This window comes from Roseibium sp., from assembly GCF_965233565.1.
Lineage (GTDB): Bacteria > Pseudomonadota > Alphaproteobacteria > Rhizobiales > Stappiaceae > Roseibium.
In genome coordinates this window covers 682,163-699,738 of record NZ_OZ247494.1, presented here as the reverse complement: position 1 = coordinate 699,738, position 17,576 = coordinate 682,163, and the positions used below count along the sequence as shown (strand labels likewise).

The window sequence follows — 17,576 nt, the reverse complement described above, 5'->3', positions numbered from 1 at the left end:
CTTTAGCCATGAGCGCGAACGACATTGCGGGCGGCCTTCCGTTCTGGAAGACAAAATCGCTTGAGGAAATGAGCGGATCTGAATGGGAGAGCCTGTGCGACGGCTGTGCCCGCTGCTGCCTGAACAAGCTGGAAGACTGGGATACCGGTGAGATCGTCTGGACAGACGTTGCCTGCACGCTTCTGGATGGCGACAGCTGCCGGTGTCGGGACTATGAAAACCGGGCCGCGACCGTGCCGGACTGTATCCAGCTGACACCTGCAGAAGTCAGAACACTCACCTGGTTGCCGCCAACCTGTGGCTATCGACTGGTGTCCGAGGGCAGGGATCTTTACTGGTGGCATCCGCTGGTGTCAGGGGACCCGGAGACGGTCCATCAGGCGGGCATTTCCGTTCGGGGCAAGACGGTTCCCGAAGACGGCATGGCGCTGGAGGACTACGAAAATCACGTGGTTTCCTGGCCGGGGGAAGAGCCATCGTAACCTTGGTCAAAATAACAATAAAACTGCATATGTGCCAGAAAATTCACCAGTTTTGGTTGTGTGCTTGTCTTTTCCAGAATTTTTTTCGGTGCATATTGTTGTACACGATCCGGGGACGATTGTGAAAGACCGTTAGGTTTATATGAAGGTCGATTTCCGAATTGATATATATATTTCTCGAAGTCTCTTTCATTCTTCATAGATGCTTCTCTTTTTCTTTAAGTCTTTTTTTAGTTGCTCGGTATTGAGTCCGCCCAGCAAAAATGTCTGGAGGACCTTGATCCATGATTGCAAGTACCATTCGTGCCGCCGTTTTGGCTGGCGGTATCGCTCTCGCACCGTTGGGGGCACTTGCCGATACGGTTGCCGTGACCATTCCCGACAACAATCTGACCGGTTACGTCAGTGCGCTGCTGACGAAGGCGCTCGGCGACGCGGGTCACGATCTTCAGATCGAGAAAGCTGATTCCGATCTGACGGTTCAGCGGATGATGAAGATGCTGGAAGATGGCCAGGGCATCGACCTGATCTGGCGCGGCGAAGACGCCGCCCTGAAGGAACAGTTTCTGGAAGTAAACGTCAATCTGACCAACGGCCTCAAGGGCTATCGGGTTCTTTTTGTGCGCCCGGACGACAAGGAAGCCTATGCCGATGTCGCCAACCTGGACGATTTCAAGGCAAAGGGCACGATTGGTGGCTTCGGCAAGAACTGGAATGACGTTCGGATCTGGGCAAAGAACGGACTGCCAACCGACGAGACCGACGGCAAATGGAACCCGACCATCTACAAGAAGCTGGCCGCTGGCGGTCGCGGCGTGGATTATTTCTCCCGGGGTATCACCGAAATTGCAGTCGAAGCCCCACAGCATCCTGAACTTGCCGTCGAACCGCATCTGGGCCTGGTTTACGACAATGATTTCCGGCTCTACGTCTCCAAGACCAACCCGGACCTGCACAAGGTTCTGACAGATGCTCTCACGGCCGCCAAAGAGAGCGGGGCGATGCTTGCTCTTTTGAAAGAGACCTACCCTGCTGTTTATGATGCATCTCAGCTGAACATCGACGGCCGGAAAGTGATCAATCTGGAGATGCCATAACCCAGTGCAATACTGGAATTCTGGTGCAGCCGCGCTCCTTTGGAGCGCGGTTTTTCTTTGAGCGGCTCCTGATGCATGGAGGAATATTGGTATATTTAACTATTATTGAGGGGGTTGCCTCTCGGCTCTAATAGTTTTTCTGATATTGAAACTTGTGATTTAATAAAATCTGATGTCTCTGTTGGCCTTTTTTCGTTGGTGTGACTTATATGCTTAAAGTTGTACGTGCGATTATTTGCATTGCGTTTGGCATACTTACTGTGTTGCCGACCTCCGCGGAAACGTTGCGGCTTCGCGTGCCGGATGTGAGCACCACGGATTACGTCGTCGACTTGCTAACGAGTTCGCTCGAAAAACACGGAAAATCAGTCGTATTTGACCGTGTGGATGCCGAGTTCAACATGGCCCGGCAGATGGTGCTTTTCGAGACGGGGGAGGGGCTTGACCTGATCTGGCGGGGCGAGAGCCCGGATCTGAAACAAAAATATCTTGAGGTGGAGGTCGACATCACCGACGGGTTGAAGGGCTATCGGGTCATGCTGATCCACCCCAGGGACCGGGACCTCTACAAGGGCGTCACCTCCCTGGAGGAATTTCAGGCCGTTGGCACGGTTGCCGCACTCGGCGCCGGTTGGAACGATGTTGATGTCTGGCAGCAGAACGACCTGAAACTGCAGGAATTCAAGGGGGTCTGGAACCCCGAGATCTATCACCTCATTGCCCTTGGCGGACGCGGGGTCGACTATTTCCCGCGCGGGATTACAGAGATTGCCGGCGAAGCTGCCTTGCATCCCAACCTGCTGATCGAACCGCATCTTGGTCTCGTCTATGCCAATGACTTCCGGTTCTATGTCACGAAAGAGAATGCCGAGCTGCATGCGCTCCTGACCCAGGCCCTGAAAGAGGCTGAGCAAGACGGGACGTTGCTTGAGATCCTCAAGCGGGCCAATCCGGATGTTTACGATCCGGACAAGATCAATATCGACGGCCGCACGATCATCCCGCTGTCGATGCCGTGATCCGCCGGCCAGGGGACCAGACCTAACCCTCGTCGGTCAGCAGAAATGCTTCGACGTGCCGTCGCAGCCGCTCTTCCAGTGTTGCTCTGTCGGTCAGTTGATGGCTCTTCAGCAAAATGGCGCCGTGAATCATGAAGGCGATCAGTCCGTCTGTCAGTTCGGCGGCAGACCTGTCCCGCCGCAGAGCGGGTCTCAGCGTATCGGTTTGCTGCCAGGCTTCGAGAAAGGTCGCGAGGTCCTTGTCGAGACCGGCCAGTGTTTCGACAAAGGCTTCGGCGCAATGCGGCTTGGTTACACCGATATTGTCGAGAAACAGGCGCAGGATTGTCGGGCTGTCGGTGATCACCGCGATCAGGGCCATCATGCGCCGCATCAGAAGACCGACCGGGTCTTGCATGTCGCTGCTTTCTGCCGCTTCTGCCGCGTTTGAAGCGCGCAGGGCATTCAGGCGATCCAGCAATACGTAGGACAGCAAGCCATCCATGTCGCCGAAATGGGAAAAGACTGTGCCTTTGGCTACGCCCGCTTCCTTTGCCACCGCGTCGGCGGTGACAAGTTCCAGGCCGTGTTTCTGGCTGAGGTCACGGGCCGCCGTCAACACACGGGCGCGGGTGGCAATGCTGCGCTGCTGTGGTTTGCGTGTCATGTTTCCTCATTAAAATTGACCGCGGTCAAAAAATATCTTGACCTATCTCTATAACGCCGTCAAAAAATGACCGTGGTCAATTTTTGACGGCTTGCTTAACCAGGTATGGGAATACAGATGAAGCGCATACTCGTTCTTGACGGACACCCGGCCGATGGATCCTTTTGTGGAGCTTTGGCGCAGAACTTTGCCGACAATGCGGCTCAGGCCGGACAGGAGGTGCGGATCAGGCATCTGTCTGCCATGCAATTCGATCCGGATTTCGGACAGTCCGGTTTCAAGGATGCCAAACCGCTGGAGCCGGATCTGGAAGCGCTCTGGCAGGACATCCTGTGGTGCGAACAATTTGTCCTGGCCCATCCGCTCTGGTGGGGTGGGCTGCCGGCCAAACTGAAGGGCCTGTTTGACAGGGTGTTATTGCCCGGGACAGCGTTCCGGTATGTCGAAGGCAAGCCGTTGCCGGAAAAGTTGCTCAAGGGGCGGACAGCCCAGGTGCTGGTCACTTCGGACACGCCCGGATGGTTCTATCGCTGGGTCTACGGAGCAGGAACCCGAAAGCAGCTTGAAAAGCAGATCCTCAATTTCTGCGGGCTGAAGCCGGCCGGCTACCATATGTTCTCCCCCATTCGTGGCTCAGCAGACAAGGACCGGGCGGCAATGATGAACCGCGCCGGCGCTCTTGGTCGCAAGGCCGCCTAGCCGAACGTTGAGGTTACTGCTGTGCCGTTGCCTTTGCGGCGGCATCGGCCTCGCGACGCTGCTGTTCCTGCGAAAACACGACGTAGTACTGATAGATGTTGCCGACATAGTCGACCGGTTCCCGGCCAATTTCAGAGGCGACGATCCATTCGACATTGCCGAACCATTTATCCGGATCGTAGCCGTGTTTCTTTGCTTTTTCGCGCATCCGCTCGAAGCGGCTCGGACCGGCATTATAGGCCGCAAGCGCAAAGAAGGTCTGATTGGCCTCCATTGGCTTCAGTTCCGAAAAATAGTGATCGGCGAGAAAACGCAGATATTTGACGCCGGCATGAACATTCTTGTCCGGATCCTTGTCGATCCCCTTGATATTGATCGGATTGCCGGCCGCAGTCGCAGGCTTGATCTGCATGAGACCGACTGCTCCGGCGCGGCTGCGGGCCTTGGGATCGAACCTGGATTCCTGATAGCTTTGGGCGGCAATCAGCAACCAGTCGATCTCGTATTCCGTGCCGTATTTCCGGAAGACGGTCTGCAGCTCGTCCAGGGCGCTCTTGTAATGCGCATCGCGCATGTCTTTCAGATAGGTCGCTTCCTTCAGATACCGCTTGAACAGGATGTTGCCGAGCAGCGTTCCCTTTTTTACGGTGGCGGCAAAGCCGTTGACCTCTTTCAGAAGGGCCGGCGCGTCTTTTCTGACGGCGATCGCGATTTCACCATCCGTGCGCACCGATGCTGCCGGATGCATTTTCAGCCCGTCCAGAACCTGTAGCCAGAGTTCGGCCTTGTGCTGGTCGACAATCACCATGGGCAGAGCCCCGGCTGATACCATTTCCAGAAGGTCGTCATCTTCCAGCTTTTCGTCGGCCTTGGTGATTTTTATCGGATCCTTGCCGGCCGCCTTGAGCGATTTGTTCAGATCCTGAAGGCTATGATAGTAAGACGCGGATTGCCGCACGGTGACTGACCTGCCGGCCAGCGCGTCCGGAGCAGCGAGATCTGCCACGGTGTCCAGGGTGACGGGGACTTCATGCACACCGGTCAGAAGGGGATCGGAAAAGTCGGCGAGTTCCCGGCGTTCATCGGTGATAGTCAGATTGCCGAGCGCCAGGTCACCGCGCCCTTCATAAAGGTCTGAGAACAGGCGATGGCGCGGGGTCGGGATCAGGACGATCTTCGCCTCGTTCACTTTCTTGCCGTGCAGCTTGTGCAGGTGCTTGTCGAATTCCGTCATCAGATCAACGGCGCTGCCACGCTGAACGCCCTTGTCGATAAAATAACCGGTTTTCGAAAAAGGGATCAGCACCCTGATGTAACCCCGGTCGATCAGGGCATCGAAGTCGCCGGTGAAGGGATCGCGCAACTTGTCTTCAAGTGCGTCGGCAAGACCGGTGCCCATGGCCTGGGCCTGTTGTCCTGCGAAAGCCGTGGTCAGACCGACCATCAGTAACAGGCACAAGCGAAATGCGAAAAGACGCGACACCATCTGGAGCCTCCCAAGTGAAAGTGCCTCCGGAGTAAAAGCAGGATTGTCGCGTCTGGCAAGCTTGAAGGAGCGGCGGCTTCTGTTTGATCCCGGCTACTTTGTAAAGGTGAGTTCTACGGTGCCGATGGTGAATCCGGCTTTCATCACCCGGGCCGTGTTGCGCACCGTCCGGCGGTTCACCTGTTCCAGCGTGTCGTCGAAGCGCAGCAGCAAGGGGCCGTTCTCGGTCTCCAGCTGCGCGATATAGGAGAAGCGGATCGCACCGTCAGATGTGGTGCGCACATTGGCGGGAGCAATCACATCCGATCGCTGGCCGATGTAGCGCCCCTCGCCAACCTTCTGGAAGAACCATGTCTTGGTGTCCCTTTCACCGTCGTCATAGACAAAGTCCTCGCGCAGACGCAACGTGAAGGTCTTGGGGTTCCAATGGCCGTTCAGATACACGGTGAAGGGGCGGTTGACGCCCGCGATCTTGCTTTCAAAAACCCCTTTGCCGACGGTTCTTCCCTTGAAAAACTCTTCCAGAACAAGGGTATTGGCTGAAACCGGCGCGGCAAGGCCGGCGGTCAGAAGTAGGAACAGAACGGTCCTGAGGAGAAACATGGTCTTGCAAAGCCTCTGTCGATGAAGGTGCTCTGCATACGGCGCCAGACTGCAGCCGGATCTGATTTAGCTGCCGAAGCGGGTCTGCCAGGTCGGCACCGGGTCGTCTTCGGCAGGTGTGGCGTGATAGATGCCCCGGGCAATGGCTCTTGCAAGGCAGGATGCCGCCGCCGCCCCGAGCTGGACCATGTCTTCCAGTCCGTTCTCGAGGCGCTTTTGTCCGGTGGAAAGGGCAAAGACCAGGTCGCCATCAAGCGGCGTGTGTGCCGGCCAAAGTGCACGGGCAAGACCGTCATGCGCCATGACGGCGAGACGCTTTGCCTCCCCCTTGGTCAGAATGGCGTCGGTGGCAACAGCCGCAATCGTCGTGTTGGCGCCGGCCTTCAGGCCATCCAGCTTTGTGCGTACGGTCGTGCTGTCTGCGGGCAGGGGGTGCGCCATGCCGCGGCCGCCGAATTCGGCTTCTTCCTCAAAGGGCGCTGCCCAGAAATGCGGTGTGTCGCCGACGGTGGCCCGCCCGAGCGCGTTGACAGCGACGATCGCGCCGACCGTGACCCCGTTGTCGAGTACCTGTGAGGCGGAACCGAGGCCGCCCTTCAGATTGGCCGTTGTCGCCCCGGTGCCGGCGCCAATGGAGCCGAGCGGAAAGTCATATCCGATGGCATCCAGTGCCGACCGGCCGAGGTCGCGGTAAGGCGCCGCCTGACCCCAGCTTTTGTCGCCGCCATTGAGGAGATCGAACAGGATGGCGGTCGGCACGATCGGTACGCGCACGGGGCCGACCTGAAAGCCGTATCCGAGTTCTGCCAGACGGCCCTGCACGCCGGCGCCCGCATCCAGGCCGAAAGCGGAGCCTCCGGCCAGAACCACCGCGTCGATCTTGTCCACGGTCTGCTCGGGCTCAAGAAGTGCAATTTCACGCGTACCTGGGGCGCCGCCGTGAATGGCGACAGAAGCGACGGCCGGCTCGTCCGGAACCAGCACGGTCGCGCCGGACTTCAGGGACTGGTCGGAGGCATTGCCGACCTTCAGGCCCGGAACGTCGGTGATCAGATTGCGTTGGCCGGCCATGGAAAATGCGTCCCGAATATGACTGCTGGGGGATCAGTGTGCGCGTGGTGACGTCAGGTGTCGAGGCTTTTGTAGCCGCGCCGGACATAGAGCAGCGATTTGCCCGGGTCCGTCATGCGCAGGTCGGTGACGGTGCCGACAATGATGGAATGGGTGCCCATTTCGGTGGCCGAATGCACCTCGCAATCGACACTCAGGCGGGCGCTGTCGAGCGCAGGGCAACCGGTGGCCAGCGCTGTCCAGTCCCCCTTGGCGAAACGCTCCGGCATCTCCAGTTTGTGACGGCCGGCAAAGGCATCGGAGATGTCTTCATGGTCGTCGCTCAAGGTGTTCAGGCAGAAACAGCCGTTCTCCAGGACGGCATCGTGGACGCGCGTTTCCCGGTTGAGGCAAATGAGAATACTGGGCGGATTGTCGCTGACCGAGCATGCCGCCGAGACGGTTGCTCCGAGACGGCCGGCGCTGCCGTCGGTGGTGACAACATGGACGGCTGCCGCGATCCGGCTCATGGCCTCGCGAAAGCTGGTGGTGTCCAGAGGCAACCGGTCCTGATCGGTCTGGCCCGGCGGGGAAGTGGACATGGTTCGGCTCCTTGCCCGCTTGGCGCGGGAATCGTCTTTGGCGGTAGTCTATGCGCGCCGGAAGGGGCTGCCTAGGCTGTCTTAGCGAAATGGTTCGGCTGCCGTCAAACGGTTCATCGCCCACGTGTTCATGTGTCTTTTGAATAGACCCGGACAAGAAAACATGGGTTGTGGATTGAGCTTGGCAACCGCCCGCGTTAGGCATATCGGTGTGATCTAAATGCCGGAGATGTGGATGTTCTTGCAGAAACTTGGCCTTGCAGCAGGGCTCTTGGCCCTTGGCGCTCTCTCTGTGCCTGCCAAGGCCGATATCCGCATTGCGGTTGCCGGTCCAATGGAGGGCCAGTTCAGTGCCTTTGGCGAACAGATGCTTGCCGGAGCGGCACAGGCGGTTGCCGACATCAATGCGGCCGGCGGTGTCAATGGTGAACAGCTGATCCTGGAAGCGGTGGATGACGGCTGCGTGGCGGACAAGGCGGTTGCGGTTGCCAACCAGCTGATCGGCAAGGGGGTGGTCTTCGTTGCAGGTCATTTCTGTTTCGGAGCGTCGATTGCGGCCAGCGAGGTTTATGCCGATGCCGGGATCGTCCAGATCTCGCCCGCGACCACCTTGCCGAAATTCACGGACGACCGGCCCGGAGACGGCGTCTTCCGGCTGGCGCCCAGGGATGACAGCCAAGCCAAGGTGGCCGGACAGTTGCTCGCCAGGGACTTTGGTATTGAGCGCATTGCGTTGCTGCATGACAAGACGGCCTATGGCAAAGGCCTTGTCGATGCGGTCAAGGCGGAAATGAATGCGCTTGGCACCAGTGAAAGCCTGTCTCTTGGTTTTGATGCGGGGGAAGACGACTATCGCGGTCTTGTGTCCCAGCTCGGCCTGCAGAATGTCGGTGTCGTCTATCTGGGCGGGTATCATCCCGAGGCTGGCCTGATTGCACTTGAGATGCAGCGCCAGGGCCTCGACGCCGTGCTGATTTCAGGTGATGCCCTGATGACGGACGAGTTCTGGCTCGTTGCCGGGCCGGCAGGAAACGGGACGCTTTTGACCTATCCTGAGATACCGCGGCAGCGCCCGGAAGCCCAAAAGGTGGTGGCTGCGCTGGACGAGGCAGGATTGCCGGCCGACCGCTATGCGCTGACCAGCTATGCGGCGATCCAGGCCTGGGCACAGGCCGCTGAAAGCGCTGGCAACACCACCTTGAAGGATGTTGCGGCAGCTCTTGGCGCTGGTGATCTGGCAACGGTGATCGGGCCGGTGCGGTTTGACGCAAACGGTGATGCAAATGCGCCAGCCTATGTCTGGTATGAATGGCGGGACGGGGTGCCTCAGCACCGCCCCTGAGCTTTCGGTTTCGACAGCTAAACGGCAAAGCGCGCGCCTTTTGACTGGACACGCGCTGTTTCGAAGGGATGAGCCGTCGATCAGCCGCGGCGGCCTGTGCCGCTGATGACCAGATTGACCTTGTCGGCATAGATCGGCTGGCCGGCTTTCATGCCGTAGAAACTTCTGAAAAACCCACCGGTGACTTCAAAACCGACACCGCCACTGGCCTTGGCGCCGGTCAGCCTCACTGTCAGCTTGGTGCGCATGGTCTTGCCGCGCAGGGTCAGGTTACCTTCCACTTCAGCGCTGCGGTCTCCGGTCATGCGCACCCGCGTGCTTTTGAAGACCGCGACCGGATGATTGGCCACGTCGAACATGGCGGCGCTTTTCAAGAAGCCGGTGACCTTGTCGTTGTTGGTCTGAACACTGCCCAGATCGACCTTCACACTGACGTGGCTCTTTTCGGGCCGGTTCTGATTGAGGACCATCTTGCCGGACACGCTCTTGAAAGCGCCGGTTACGGGCTTGCCGCCGAGGACCTTGACGGAAAATCCGGTGTTCACCTGGGCTGGTGACAAAGTGTAGGTGCCGGTCAGAGGTCCGGCCGCGACCGGTTGAACCGCCAGGGAGAGGGCCAGCAGACCGACAAGGCCGGCGAACAGGGTTCTGATATGCCGCAAACGGGCAGTCGGGAATGGGATACGGGGCATCTCGATATCCTTGAGCTGGGCCTTGATGCTGGCCATGAAACGGGTCTGTCGAAACAGGCGGCGCTGCTATGCGCCTTGTTCCGGAAAGCCGCCTTCCCGGAGCCATGCCTGAAGTATCCCTGTTGCCACGGCCGGGCATAGTGATGCGCGTCACAAGCGAAAGACCAGGAACAGGCGCTCAAGGCGCCTGTTAACCCTCTGTTAAGAAAATAGCGCGCTGCCCGTTCTTTCAAGTCTTTGAGCAGGATAGGGTTGGGCAAGGTTGAATTCCGGTTGGGAATAGGAAAGTGCCATGCGTCCGGCCGATTTGTTCCGCGTCTTCGCGCCGACAGCTCTCGTGCTGTTTCTCGTCTTGTCAGGAAGCGTCCCCGCTCGCGCAGCCGAGCTGGTCGGGTTTTCCGATCACCGTTTCAGGCCCGGGACGATCGTGATCAGAAACTCCGAAAAGCGGCTTTACCTGGTTCTGCGCGGCAACCGGGCCATCCGGTACAAGGTGGCTGTGGGCAAACGCCGCAAATCCTGGACAGGGCAGGCCTATATTACCGGCAAATACGTGCGGCCGGACTGGTCGCCCTCAGCCGAGGTACGCCGGGATCACCCGCATCTGCCGACCCTGATCAAGGGAGGCGCACCCAACAATCCAATGGGTGTGGCCGCCATGACGCTCTCCAACGGCAACTACGCCATTCACGGCACCAACCGGCCGGGATCCATCGGCCGCGCCGTTTCCTATGGCTGCATTCGCATGGCCAACCACGACATCCAGGATCTCTACCAGCGTGTCGGTATTCGAACTCCGGTCATCGCGTTGCCGTAGTGGGCGGCCAGCTTGCCGCAGGGACAGCTTGCCGCATCTAGTTTCATGAAATTGAATATAAGGTGAGGCCGGGTCTTCTCAGGCCCTTTTTAATGGCCCCACCGGTCTCCAGTGCCCCAACACGATGCCGGTGGGGTTTCATCCAAGAAACGCCGTTACATTTTGCGACAAAGTCGGGGGGCTCCCGGCACAGATGCGCGACACCTTCTTGCTAGTCTTTGAAACGTCAAAGGCACAGGATCTTTCATCCGGGCGAGGGGCGACATGCTGACCATTCTGAATTCACGCTACTTTCTATGGGCACTGCTGGCACTTCCGTCGATCCCGATGATGGTTGCCTTGATCGGCGGGGCGGGACCCGACGACGGGCGTCCGGTCACGGAAGCCCTGTTGCACCCGACGGGTGAATTTGCCGCGCGCTTCATGATCATAGCCATGGTCATCTCGCCATTCCGGCTGATGTTTCCGAAATCCAGATTCTGGTTCTGGATGGCCAGGCGGCGGCGCTATTTTGGTGTGGCTGCCTTTGCCTATGCGGTTTTCCACACGGTGCTCTACCTGGTCGATATGGGGTCGCTCAAAGCCGTGCTCGGCGAGTTCTGGAGCCTCGGCATCTGGACCGGCTGGCTCGCCTTCTTCATTTTCCTGCCGCTTGGTCTGACGTCGAACGATGCGTCGGTCAGGGCACTCGGGCGGTATTGGCGGCCGCTTCAGCGCAGCGTCTATGTCGCGGCCGTGGCAACGTTGCTGCATTGGATTTTCGTGCACAACAATCTGGGTCCGGCCCTGGTGCATTTCCTGCCGCTTGCCGCGCTCGAGGCCTACCGCGTGTTCCGTCTCTATCGCCCCGGCGCAAAACCAGCCCCTGTTTCGTCCTGACCGCCGACTGGAGGAGAATTCGATGAATTATACGCTCTACACCATCCAATCCATGCTGGCTGGCCTCTTCGCCTTTCCGGCCTATGCCACCGGCGTCTACGAGTGTGAACCGACGGATCGGGCCGCCTGGCTCTCTCAGGAGCAGGTGAGCGAAAAACTGACCGGTGACGGCTGGCAGGTGCGCCGCATGAAAGAAGATGGCGGTTGCTGGGAAGTCTATGGCACGACCCCGGAGGGACAGCGGGTCGAGGTCTATGTGCATCCGGTGACCGGCGAGGTGATGTTGATCAACCAGCGCGGCACGATCCTCTATCGGAAGGAGGGGTAAGGCAGCCAGATGTCAGTCAGCCTGTTCGGCTGCTGACAGATAGCTAAGCCATTTGTCCCTGACGGCCTCTTGCAGATCAATCTCCCGATCCCTGCAAAACAAAAGCAGGTGCGCGAATAGGTCCGCGGCTTCATCGGCCAAAGCCCGCTTCAGGTCTTCCGCCGATTTGCCATTCGGTCTGCCCTTGCCCGCACATTTCAGATCGGCGGCCGTGAGTTCGCCGAGTTCCTCGGTGAGCTTGGCAAGATACCAGCCGCTGTCCCGTTCAATTTCGAAGCGCCGGGCATAGATGTCGGAGACCGCCGCAACGCCGTCTTCGATTTCGGACAAGGTCTTGTCGGTCACATGAAGATCCCTCAGGCGGTGAGCCAGCGTTTCGGGTCGGCCTTTTCAGTGATGCCGCCGTTTCCGGAAAGCGCGGCAACAAGGTCTGCGACGGCGTCCAGGGAATGGACGGCGCGAAATTCGTCGACATGGGGCAGCATGGCGCGGATGCCCTTGGCCTTGGCCTCGAAACCGTCAAAGCGCAGCAACGGGTTCAGCCAGATCAGGCGGCGGCAGGAGCGGTGCAGCCTGTCGATTTCCCGTTCCAGATCCTCGTCCGTATCCCGTTCCAGCCCATCGGTGATGAGGAGTACCGTCGGTTTGCCGGAGAGCACGCGGCGCGACCAGTGGCGGTTGAAATCATGCAGCGCCGAGGCGATGCGGGTCCCGCCGGACCAGTCTTCCACCCCATCCGAACAGGCCTCCAGAGCCTCATCCGGGTCTTTCATCCGCAGTTGACGGGTGACATTGGTCAGTCTCGTGCCGAACAGGAACGTGTGCACATCTCGACGTTCAGCTGTTGCGGCATGCAGGAAATGCAGCAGAAGCCTTGAATACTGGCTCATGGAACCGGAAATATCGCAAAGCACCACGAGAGGCGGGCGCTTTTCGGCCGGCTTGCGGAATTTGAGGTCGATGATATCGCCGCCCGCGCGCATCGAGGCTCTGAGCGTGCGGCGCGGATCGACCTTGCCTTTTGCGGAAGGGGTGAGCCGGCGGAGCCGGATCCTGTCCATCGGCAGGCTCATTGACCTGAGGGCCTGTTTGGCCGCGTCGATTTCTTCCGCCGTCATCTGGGCGAAGTCCTTGCTCTGCAGCAGTTCCTTGCCGGATACCGTGAACTTGGCGTCGATCTCGATCTGCGGCACCGTTTCTTCTGCCACCCGTTCCCTGGCCGCCTCAAAGGCCTGGGAAACTCGGGTCTGGCCGGCCTTCGGCTTTTCCGGTTCACCGCGCGGCGGGGCCACGGGGGAGAGCACCGCCAGCATCTTTTCAATCAGGCCGCGGCTTTGCCAGTAAATGCGGAAGGCTTCGTCGAACAGCACCTTGTGTTCATGCTTGCGGACGAACACTGCGTGCAGTGTCCAGTAAAGATCGTCCCGGTTCTGAATGCCGCTGACCTCGACCGCGGCAACGGCATCGACTACCGAGGCCGGACCGACCGGCACGCCCGCCTTGCGCAGCGTGCGGGCGAAATAGACGATATTGTCCGTGATGCGGGAGCGCAGCTCAGGCGAAGAAGACATGTTCGCCTCGCAGATTGCCCTGTTTTTTGGCGACAACGAAGATCATGCCGTTCGCTCACACGGCCGGCATGGAGGGCTGCTGCGGAACGTCCTTGCGAATGTCGTCGATCATCTGGCGCACCTTGGAGCCGCGTACGCGCTCGATGTCGTCCTGGTATTTGAGCAGGACGCCAAGCGTGTCGGAGGCCATGTCCGGGTCGAGCGCAATCTCGTTGAGCTCGGAAAGGGCTGTCGCCCAGTCGAGCGTCTCGGCCACACCCGGCTGCTTGAAGAGATCCTCGTCGGCGCGCAGTTTCTGGACGAACGCGACCACCTCAAGCGCCAGGCGTTCCGCGGCGCCTGGAACCTTGCGGCGCACGATCTCAAGTTCCCGCTCGGCATCCGGGTAGTCGACCCAGTGATAGAGACAGCGGCGCTTCAGGGCGTCGTGGATCTCCCGGGTCCGGTTGGTGGTGATGATCACGATCGGCGGTTCTTCGGCCTTGATGGTGCCGAGTTCGGGAATGGAAACCTGGTTGTCGGCGAGCACTTCGAGAAGGAACGCCTCAAAGGCCTCGTCGGCCCGGTCGAGCTCGTCGATCAGGAACACGGGCGCACCGGACAGGGAAGGCTCCAGGGCCTGCAAGACGGGGCGCTTGATCAGGAACCGTTCGTCGAAGATCGACTTCGACAGTTCCGAGTGGTCCGTGTCGCCGGCAGCTTCCGCCACGCGGATCTCGACCATCTGGGCCGGATAATTCCACTCGTAAACGGCGGACGCGACATCGAGACCCTCGTAACATTGCAGGCGGATCAGGTCGCGTCCGAGCGTCGTCGACAGCACCTTGGCAATTTCGGTCTTGCCGACACCGGCTTCCCCTTCCAGAAACAGGGGCCGCTTCATCTTCAGGGCAAGATGCAGGACGGTTGCCAGGGACCGGTCGGCGACGTAACCGGCCTGATCCATCAGCTGGAGCGTGTCGTCAATGGAAGCGGGCAGGGGCAATTGGCTCATGGTGTCTCCGGCGGGCAGGGCAATCCCAGATGTATATAGGCAGCATCACGGCATGGCCATGTGCAAGGGGGCATCGCAGCGGCCACGTGATCCCCCTAATGTGTTTCTGCTTCCGAACCTTCTATAAAAGCGCAACTGATTCAAGGGAGGAGAGAGTGTTGCCTGGCAAAACGATTCTTTGGGCGGCTGCGGTCTTGATGTGCGGGACTGCCGCCATGGCCTCAGACACCGGCTATCCGACCGATGCCGCCAGCCTGGCCTCCGGGCGGGAACTTGCGGAAATCCATTGTGCAGCCTGCCACGCCGTTGCCGTTGACGATGTCAGCGCACAGGAGGGGGCGCCAGCTTTTCGCGATCTCTCCAAGCTCTATCCGCTCGAAAGTCTTGAGGAACCGCTGGCCGAAGGCATCGTGACCGCGCATGAAAACATGCCGGAAGTTGCCTTTGCCCCGGATGACATCGACGCCTTTTTAGGGTATTTGAGCTCCATCCAATCCAATTAATCGGTTGCCCGGTCCATGGACGGCGCTTTGTTAGCAGGCGTGCTAGAGTGCTGCTAAAGTTATGTTTTTGAACAGGAATTGACCAAAAGTCGGGTTTGGTTAACCAGAGTTCCGTGACACTCTTTTCTTAGGCAAAAGAAAGGATTGGCATGACAACCAGCTCTGACTTTGAAAAACGGTTCCTGGGATATGGACTGCTCACCGCGGAGATCCTCTACCACTTGCCGGATCACCCGCGGTTTCTGCAGAGTTTCCTCTGGCAAACCGAAGATCTTGCACCGAAATTTCCGGAACTGACCCGGTTTCTGACGTTCTGGGAACGGGAGATCGAAGGCAGCATTCACTCTGTTCGGATCGCCCATCAGAACTTGATCGAGCCGGTCGATTTCCGCTATGCGGATGGTGAAATCCTCATTCACTGAAGACGGCTGATCGCGGGTTATCGCGGGGTGAGGCCCAGGCCGGCCCCGTCGCGCATCACGGCGCGAGACTGGTCGGTGAAGTCCGATCCGCTGCCCGCGTGCAAGACAAAGCCGGGCAGCAGCTGCAAGGGCGCCTTGCTGGCGCGAATGGCGCGAATGAGCACCCGCGTGGCCGGTGCCTCGGGCCTCGGACGCAAGGGTATGACGTCAATCGCGCCAAAGCGGCCCTGAAGCACATCCAGAAGTTCGCGCAGACCGTCGGCGCGGAAGATGGCCGTCAGGCTGCCCCCGTCGCGCACGATATCCGTTGCCGTCTTGGCCCAGGGTTCCAGGCCGCGATCGTCCAGCATATGGGCGCCTGCCCGGGCCGTGTTTGGTGAAGCGCGGAATTTCTCGGCCTCGTAATAGGGCGGGTTCATGATGGCATGGTCGGCCATCGCGGGTGTCAGGCCAGCTGCGTGACGCTGGCTGCCCTTTGCGGTGATGTCGGCCTCCAGAAGGGAGATGCGGTCCGCAAAGGCGGCATTGGCCGGGTCGTTCAGGCCACGCCGGGCGAGATCTAGCACGGTCTGGTCGATCTCGACCAGTGTCACCTTGATGTCAGGCAGACGCGCCGCAGCACAAAAACCGGCGGTGCCGACACCGGCACCAAGATCGACAACATGTCCCCTGGTTCCTTCCGGCAGCGCTGCTGCAAGATAGACGGCATCAAGCCCCGCCCGGTGGCGGCCACGTCTCGGCTGGTGGACATAGACCTTGCCGCCCAGAAAGGCGTCATGCGTCGTTTCCGGTTCCGAGGTGGCCGGGGGCGTCGTCATCTCAGGCCTGTCCGCGTTCCGGGCGCAGTTCATGTTCAAGGCCGGCGTCACACACCAGCCTGCGGGCCTGCTGTAATTGATCGCCGTCAACAAGGACACGCCGCGGGATCATGGCAAGCGATCCTTCCAGGATACTCATGTTGCCGTCTGCGACAAAATGCTTGATGCCGGCTTCCTCTAGAATCGATTCCAGGAACGAAATCAGCACTGGATCGTTGGTTCTGACGAGTTCTTCCATAGTTTTCCCGGCGTTAGCGGTTCAGCAATTCAATGTGTCTTGTCGGAGTGCGGTCGACTGGTCTACAGCAAAACCTGCTGATCGTGGCAATTCAAGCGTTTGTCAACGGATTGGCGGCTTGCCCCGGAGGCCATCGCACCATATTGTCCGCTCAAATATTCAGGGAGTGCCATAAGTGGCCGTTGTTGCAACCTATTCTGACAATCAGACGCGCCAGCCGAGCATTCAGCCTCTGGTGGACCTTGTGTCTTCTGGCATGGCGGATGTCAATGAACTGATCCTGTCCAAGGCCGGTTCAAATGTTGAACTGATCCCGGAGATCGCCAAGCACCTGATTTCCTCAGGCGGCAAGCGGCTGCGGCCGATGCTGACGCTCGCCTGTGCCGACATGTTCGGCTATCAGGGCGAGGGGCACGTCACCTTGGCAGCCAGTGTCGAATTCATGCACACAGCGACACTGCTGCATGATGACGTGGTTGATGAAAGTGACATGCGCCGCGGCAAACTGGCGGCACGCAAGCTCTGGGGCAATCAGGCCAGCGTCCTGGTTGGCGATTACCTGCTCGGCCAGGCCTTCAAGATGATGGTTGATGTCGGTTCGCTGGAAGCACTGCGCATCCTGTCCACCGCGTCGGCAGTGATTGCGGAAGGCGAAGTGCTGCAGCTCGGTGCGGCCAAGAATATCGCCACCACCGAGGCGGACTATCTGCGCGTGATCGAGGCCAAGACGGCAGCCCTGTTTGCTGCTGCGGCTGAAGTCGGTCCGGTGATCGCGGATCAGTCGGAAGACATGAAAAAGGCCGCCCGAACATATGGCCTTGAACTTGGCTATGCTTTCCAGCTGGTCGACGATGCCCTGGATTATGGCGGCTCCTCAGCCGATCTCGGCAAGGATGTCGGCGATGATTTCCGCGAAGGCAAGATCACGCTCCCCGTTGTGCTGGCGGTCGCGCGTGGCACGGATGCCGATCGCGAATTCTGGAAGCGCTGCCTCGAGGGCGAAGATGTTGCCGATGGCGATCTGGAACAGGCCATCGACCTTCTGAAGAAATACGATGCTTTGGCGGAAACGGTCGAACGGGCGAAGACCTACGGCAACAATGCGCTGAGGGCGCTGGAAACCCTGCCGGCAGGTGCGCATAACGACGCCCTTGCCGATGCCGTTTCCTTCTGCATCTCCCGTGTGAGCTGATTGTTGCAAGACTTTGTATAGACGAGAAAACGCGAATCTGAAGTCAGTTCAATGCTAACGAGGTTGCGTGAGGCAAGCGCAGCTTCTTTTAGTGAG

Annotated in this window: 22 protein-coding genes; 11 read left to right on the top strand and 11 right to left on the bottom strand. The window is 59.3% G+C overall.

The annotated features are described in order from the left end of the window. Positions 1 to 8: 8 nt before the first annotated feature. From ACO6TG_RS03325 to ACO6TG_RS03315, 3 genes are all read left to right on the top strand, one after another. The gene (locus tag ACO6TG_RS03325) at positions 9 to 482 is read left to right on the top strand and encodes a YcgN family cysteine cluster protein (protein ID WP_422376854.1); all 474 of its coding nucleotides are present in this window, start codon (positions 9 to 11) and stop codon (positions 480 to 482) included. 284 nt (positions 483 to 766) lie between these two features. Continuing rightward, positions 767 to 1,579 carry a hypothetical protein gene (locus tag ACO6TG_RS03320; RefSeq protein WP_422376853.1) on the top strand — a complete coding sequence of 271 codons (813 nt, stop codon included), beginning with the start codon at positions 767 to 769 and terminating at the stop codon, positions 1,577 to 1,579. Between the two features lie 260 nt (positions 1,580 to 1,839). Next, positions 1,840 to 2,598 (top strand): hypothetical protein, encoded by a 759-nt coding sequence (locus ACO6TG_RS03315; protein WP_422376852.1) that lies wholly within the window; start codon positions 1,840 to 1,842, stop codon positions 2,596 to 2,598. A 22-nt stretch (positions 2,599 to 2,620) separates the two neighbouring features. On the opposite strand, the gene ACO6TG_RS03310 is transcribed toward ACO6TG_RS03315, so the two are convergent. Further along, positions 2,621 to 3,244, bottom strand: coding sequence for a TetR/AcrR family transcriptional regulator (locus ACO6TG_RS03310; protein WP_422376851.1), 624 nt, complete (start codon positions 3,242 to 3,244; stop codon positions 2,621 to 2,623). A gap of 117 nt (positions 3,245 to 3,361) precedes the next feature. On the opposite strand from ACO6TG_RS03310, the gene ACO6TG_RS03305 reads away from it, so the two are divergent. Beyond that, entirely contained in the window at positions 3,362 to 3,943 is a 582-nt protein-coding gene (locus ACO6TG_RS03305; protein WP_422376850.1) for an NAD(P)H-dependent oxidoreductase, read from the top strand. 13 nt (positions 3,944 to 3,956) lie between these two features. Here the strand turns inward: ACO6TG_RS03305 and ACO6TG_RS03300 are convergent, their stop codons facing one another. The 4 genes from ACO6TG_RS03300 to ACO6TG_RS03285 form a co-directional block, all read right to left on the bottom strand. Next, positions 3,957 to 5,429, bottom strand: a complete 1,473-nt coding sequence (locus ACO6TG_RS03300; protein WP_422376849.1) for a transglycosylase SLT domain-containing protein — start codon at positions 5,427 to 5,429, stop codon at positions 3,957 to 3,959. Positions 5,430 to 5,522: 93 nt separating this feature from the next. Beyond that, complete coding sequence (locus ACO6TG_RS03295; protein WP_422376848.1) at positions 5,523 to 6,032, bottom strand: DUF3833 family protein; 510 nt, start codon at positions 6,030 to 6,032, stop codon at positions 5,523 to 5,525. A 66-nt stretch (positions 6,033 to 6,098) separates the two neighbouring features. Then, positions 6,099 to 7,103 (bottom strand): P1 family peptidase, encoded by a 1,005-nt coding sequence (locus ACO6TG_RS03290; RefSeq protein ID WP_422376847.1) that lies wholly within the window; start codon positions 7,101 to 7,103, stop codon positions 6,099 to 6,101. A gap of 53 nt (positions 7,104 to 7,156) precedes the next feature. Then, positions 7,157 to 7,684 (bottom strand): flavin reductase, encoded by a 528-nt coding sequence (locus tag ACO6TG_RS03285; protein ID WP_422376846.1) that lies wholly within the window; start codon positions 7,682 to 7,684, stop codon positions 7,157 to 7,159. A 235-nt stretch (positions 7,685 to 7,919) separates the two neighbouring features. Here ACO6TG_RS03285 and ACO6TG_RS03280 point away from each other — a divergent pair, with 235 nt between their 5' ends. Next, positions 7,920 to 9,026, top strand: a complete 1,107-nt coding sequence (locus ACO6TG_RS03280; protein ID WP_422376845.1) for a branched-chain amino acid ABC transporter substrate-binding protein — start codon at positions 7,920 to 7,922, stop codon at positions 9,024 to 9,026. Positions 9,027 to 9,106: 80 nt separating this feature from the next. Here ACO6TG_RS03280 and ACO6TG_RS03275 read toward each other — a convergent pair whose 3' ends face one another. Further along, on the bottom strand, positions 9,107 to 9,754 hold the full coding sequence (locus ACO6TG_RS03275) for a YceI family protein (protein WP_422376844.1): 648 nt from the start codon (positions 9,752 to 9,754) through the stop codon (positions 9,107 to 9,109). A gap of 256 nt (positions 9,755 to 10,010) precedes the next feature. On the opposite strand from ACO6TG_RS03275, the gene ACO6TG_RS03270 reads away from it, so the two are divergent. From ACO6TG_RS03270 to ACO6TG_RS03260, 3 genes are all read left to right on the top strand, one after another. Continuing rightward, entirely contained in the window at positions 10,011 to 10,535 is a 525-nt protein-coding gene (locus ACO6TG_RS03270) for a L,D-transpeptidase (protein WP_422376843.1), read from the top strand. Positions 10,536 to 10,799: 264 nt separating this feature from the next. Further along, positions 10,800 to 11,414: a sulfite oxidase heme-binding subunit YedZ gene (locus ACO6TG_RS03265; RefSeq protein ID WP_422376842.1), complete on the top strand. Its 615-nt coding sequence runs from the start codon at positions 10,800 to 10,802 to the stop codon at positions 11,412 to 11,414. Positions 11,415 to 11,436: 22 nt separating this feature from the next. Next, on the top strand, positions 11,437 to 11,742 hold the full coding sequence (locus tag ACO6TG_RS03260) for a PepSY domain-containing protein (RefSeq protein ID WP_422376841.1): 306 nt from the start codon (positions 11,437 to 11,439) through the stop codon (positions 11,740 to 11,742). A gap of 12 nt (positions 11,743 to 11,754) precedes the next feature. On the opposite strand, the gene ACO6TG_RS03255 is transcribed toward ACO6TG_RS03260, so the two are convergent. Genes ACO6TG_RS03255 through ACO6TG_RS03245 form a run of 3 tightly spaced genes read right to left on the bottom strand, consistent with a single transcriptional unit; the run spans position 11,755 to position 14,307 of the window. After that, entirely contained in the window at positions 11,755 to 12,087 is a 333-nt protein-coding gene (locus ACO6TG_RS03255) for a pyrophosphatase (RefSeq protein ID WP_422376840.1), read from the bottom strand. 11 nt (positions 12,088 to 12,098) lie between these two features. Further along, complete coding sequence (locus ACO6TG_RS03250) at positions 12,099 to 13,313, bottom strand: vWA domain-containing protein (RefSeq protein ID WP_422376839.1); 1,215 nt, start codon at positions 13,311 to 13,313, stop codon at positions 12,099 to 12,101. Positions 13,314 to 13,368: 55 nt separating this feature from the next. Next, the gene (locus tag ACO6TG_RS03245) at positions 13,369 to 14,307 is read right to left on the bottom strand and encodes an AAA family ATPase (RefSeq protein ID WP_422376838.1); all 939 of its coding nucleotides are present in this window, start codon (positions 14,305 to 14,307) and stop codon (positions 13,369 to 13,371) included. 215 nt (positions 14,308 to 14,522) lie between these two features. Here ACO6TG_RS03245 and ACO6TG_RS03240 point away from each other — a divergent pair, with 215 nt between their 5' ends. Both ACO6TG_RS03240 and ACO6TG_RS03235 read left to right on the top strand, forming a co-directional pair. Next, a complete protein-coding gene (locus ACO6TG_RS03240; RefSeq protein ID WP_422376837.1) occupies positions 14,523 to 14,810 on the top strand; it encodes a c-type cytochrome in 288 nt (95 codons plus the stop codon). Between the two features lie 149 nt (positions 14,811 to 14,959). Beyond that, the gene (locus ACO6TG_RS03235) at positions 14,960 to 15,232 is read left to right on the top strand and encodes an usg protein (protein WP_094071200.1); all 273 of its coding nucleotides are present in this window, start codon (positions 14,960 to 14,962) and stop codon (positions 15,230 to 15,232) included. A gap of 17 nt (positions 15,233 to 15,249) precedes the next feature. Here ACO6TG_RS03235 and ACO6TG_RS03230 read toward each other — a convergent pair whose 3' ends face one another. Both ACO6TG_RS03230 and ACO6TG_RS03225 read right to left on the bottom strand, forming a co-directional pair. After that, positions 15,250 to 16,050 carry a tRNA1(Val) (adenine(37)-N6)-methyltransferase gene (locus tag ACO6TG_RS03230; RefSeq protein WP_094071199.1) on the bottom strand — a complete coding sequence of 267 codons (801 nt, stop codon included), beginning with the start codon at positions 16,048 to 16,050 and terminating at the stop codon, positions 15,250 to 15,252. Between the two features lies 1 nt (position 16,051). Continuing rightward, the gene (locus tag ACO6TG_RS03225) at positions 16,052 to 16,288 is read right to left on the bottom strand and encodes a DUF2007 domain-containing protein (RefSeq protein WP_422376836.1); all 237 of its coding nucleotides are present in this window, start codon (positions 16,286 to 16,288) and stop codon (positions 16,052 to 16,054) included. A 175-nt stretch (positions 16,289 to 16,463) separates the two neighbouring features. On the opposite strand from ACO6TG_RS03225, the gene ACO6TG_RS03220 reads away from it, so the two are divergent. Then, positions 16,464 to 17,480 (top strand): polyprenyl synthetase family protein, encoded by a 1,017-nt coding sequence (locus tag ACO6TG_RS03220; protein WP_422376835.1) that lies wholly within the window; start codon positions 16,464 to 16,466, stop codon positions 17,478 to 17,480. The last annotated feature ends 96 nt before the right edge of the window (positions 17,481 to 17,576 follow it).

Bases quoted from the DNA above. Each gene is read 5' to 3' on its own strand.
- ACO6TG_RS03325 (WP_422376854.1), top strand. From the start codon at position 9: ATGAGCGCGAACGACATTGCGGGCGGCCTTCCGTTCTGGAAGACAAAA.
- ACO6TG_RS03320 (WP_422376853.1), top strand. From the start codon at position 767: ATGATTGCAAGTACCATTCGTGCCGCCGTTTTGGCTGGCGGTATCGCT.
- ACO6TG_RS03310 (WP_422376851.1), bottom strand. From the start codon at position 3,244: ATGACACGCAAACCACAGCAGCGCAGCATTGCCACCCGCGCCCGTGTG.
- ACO6TG_RS03305 (WP_422376850.1), top strand. From the start codon at position 3,362: ATGAAGCGCATACTCGTTCTTGACGGACACCCGGCCGATGGATCCTTT.
- ACO6TG_RS03300 (WP_422376849.1), bottom strand. From the start codon at position 5,429: ATGGTGTCGCGTCTTTTCGCATTTCGCTTGTGCCTGTTACTGATGGTC.
- ACO6TG_RS03295 (WP_422376848.1), bottom strand. From the start codon at position 6,032: ATGTTTCTCCTCAGGACCGTTCTGTTCCTACTTCTGACCGCCGGCCTT.
- ACO6TG_RS03290 (WP_422376847.1), bottom strand. From the start codon at position 7,103: ATGGCCGGCCAACGCAATCTGATCACCGACGTTCCGGGCCTGAAGGTC.
- ACO6TG_RS03285 (WP_422376846.1), bottom strand. From the start codon at position 7,684: ATGTCCACTTCCCCGCCGGGCCAGACCGATCAGGACCGGTTGCCTCTG.
- ACO6TG_RS03280 (WP_422376845.1), top strand. From the start codon at position 7,920: ATGTTCTTGCAGAAACTTGGCCTTGCAGCAGGGCTCTTGGCCCTTGGC.
- ACO6TG_RS03275 (WP_422376844.1), bottom strand. From the start codon at position 9,754: ATGGCCAGCATCAAGGCCCAGCTCAAGGATATCGAGATGCCCCGTATC.
- ACO6TG_RS03270 (WP_422376843.1), top strand. From the start codon at position 10,011: ATGCGTCCGGCCGATTTGTTCCGCGTCTTCGCGCCGACAGCTCTCGTG.
- ACO6TG_RS03265 (WP_422376842.1), top strand. From the start codon at position 10,800: ATGCTGACCATTCTGAATTCACGCTACTTTCTATGGGCACTGCTGGCA.
- ACO6TG_RS03260 (WP_422376841.1), top strand. From the start codon at position 11,437: ATGAATTATACGCTCTACACCATCCAATCCATGCTGGCTGGCCTCTTC.
- ACO6TG_RS03250 (WP_422376839.1), bottom strand. From the start codon at position 13,313: ATGTCTTCTTCGCCTGAGCTGCGCTCCCGCATCACGGACAATATCGTC.
- ACO6TG_RS03245 (WP_422376838.1), bottom strand. From the start codon at position 14,307: ATGAGCCAATTGCCCCTGCCCGCTTCCATTGACGACACGCTCCAGCTG.
- ACO6TG_RS03240 (WP_422376837.1), top strand. From the start codon at position 14,523: ATGGCCTCAGACACCGGCTATCCGACCGATGCCGCCAGCCTGGCCTCC.
- ACO6TG_RS03235 (WP_094071200.1), top strand. From the start codon at position 14,960: ATGACAACCAGCTCTGACTTTGAAAAACGGTTCCTGGGATATGGACTG.
- ACO6TG_RS03230 (WP_094071199.1), bottom strand. From the start codon at position 16,050: ATGACGACGCCCCCGGCCACCTCGGAACCGGAAACGACGCATGACGCC.
- ACO6TG_RS03225 (WP_422376836.1), bottom strand. From the start codon at position 16,288: ATGGAAGAACTCGTCAGAACCAACGATCCAGTGCTGATTTCGTTCCTG.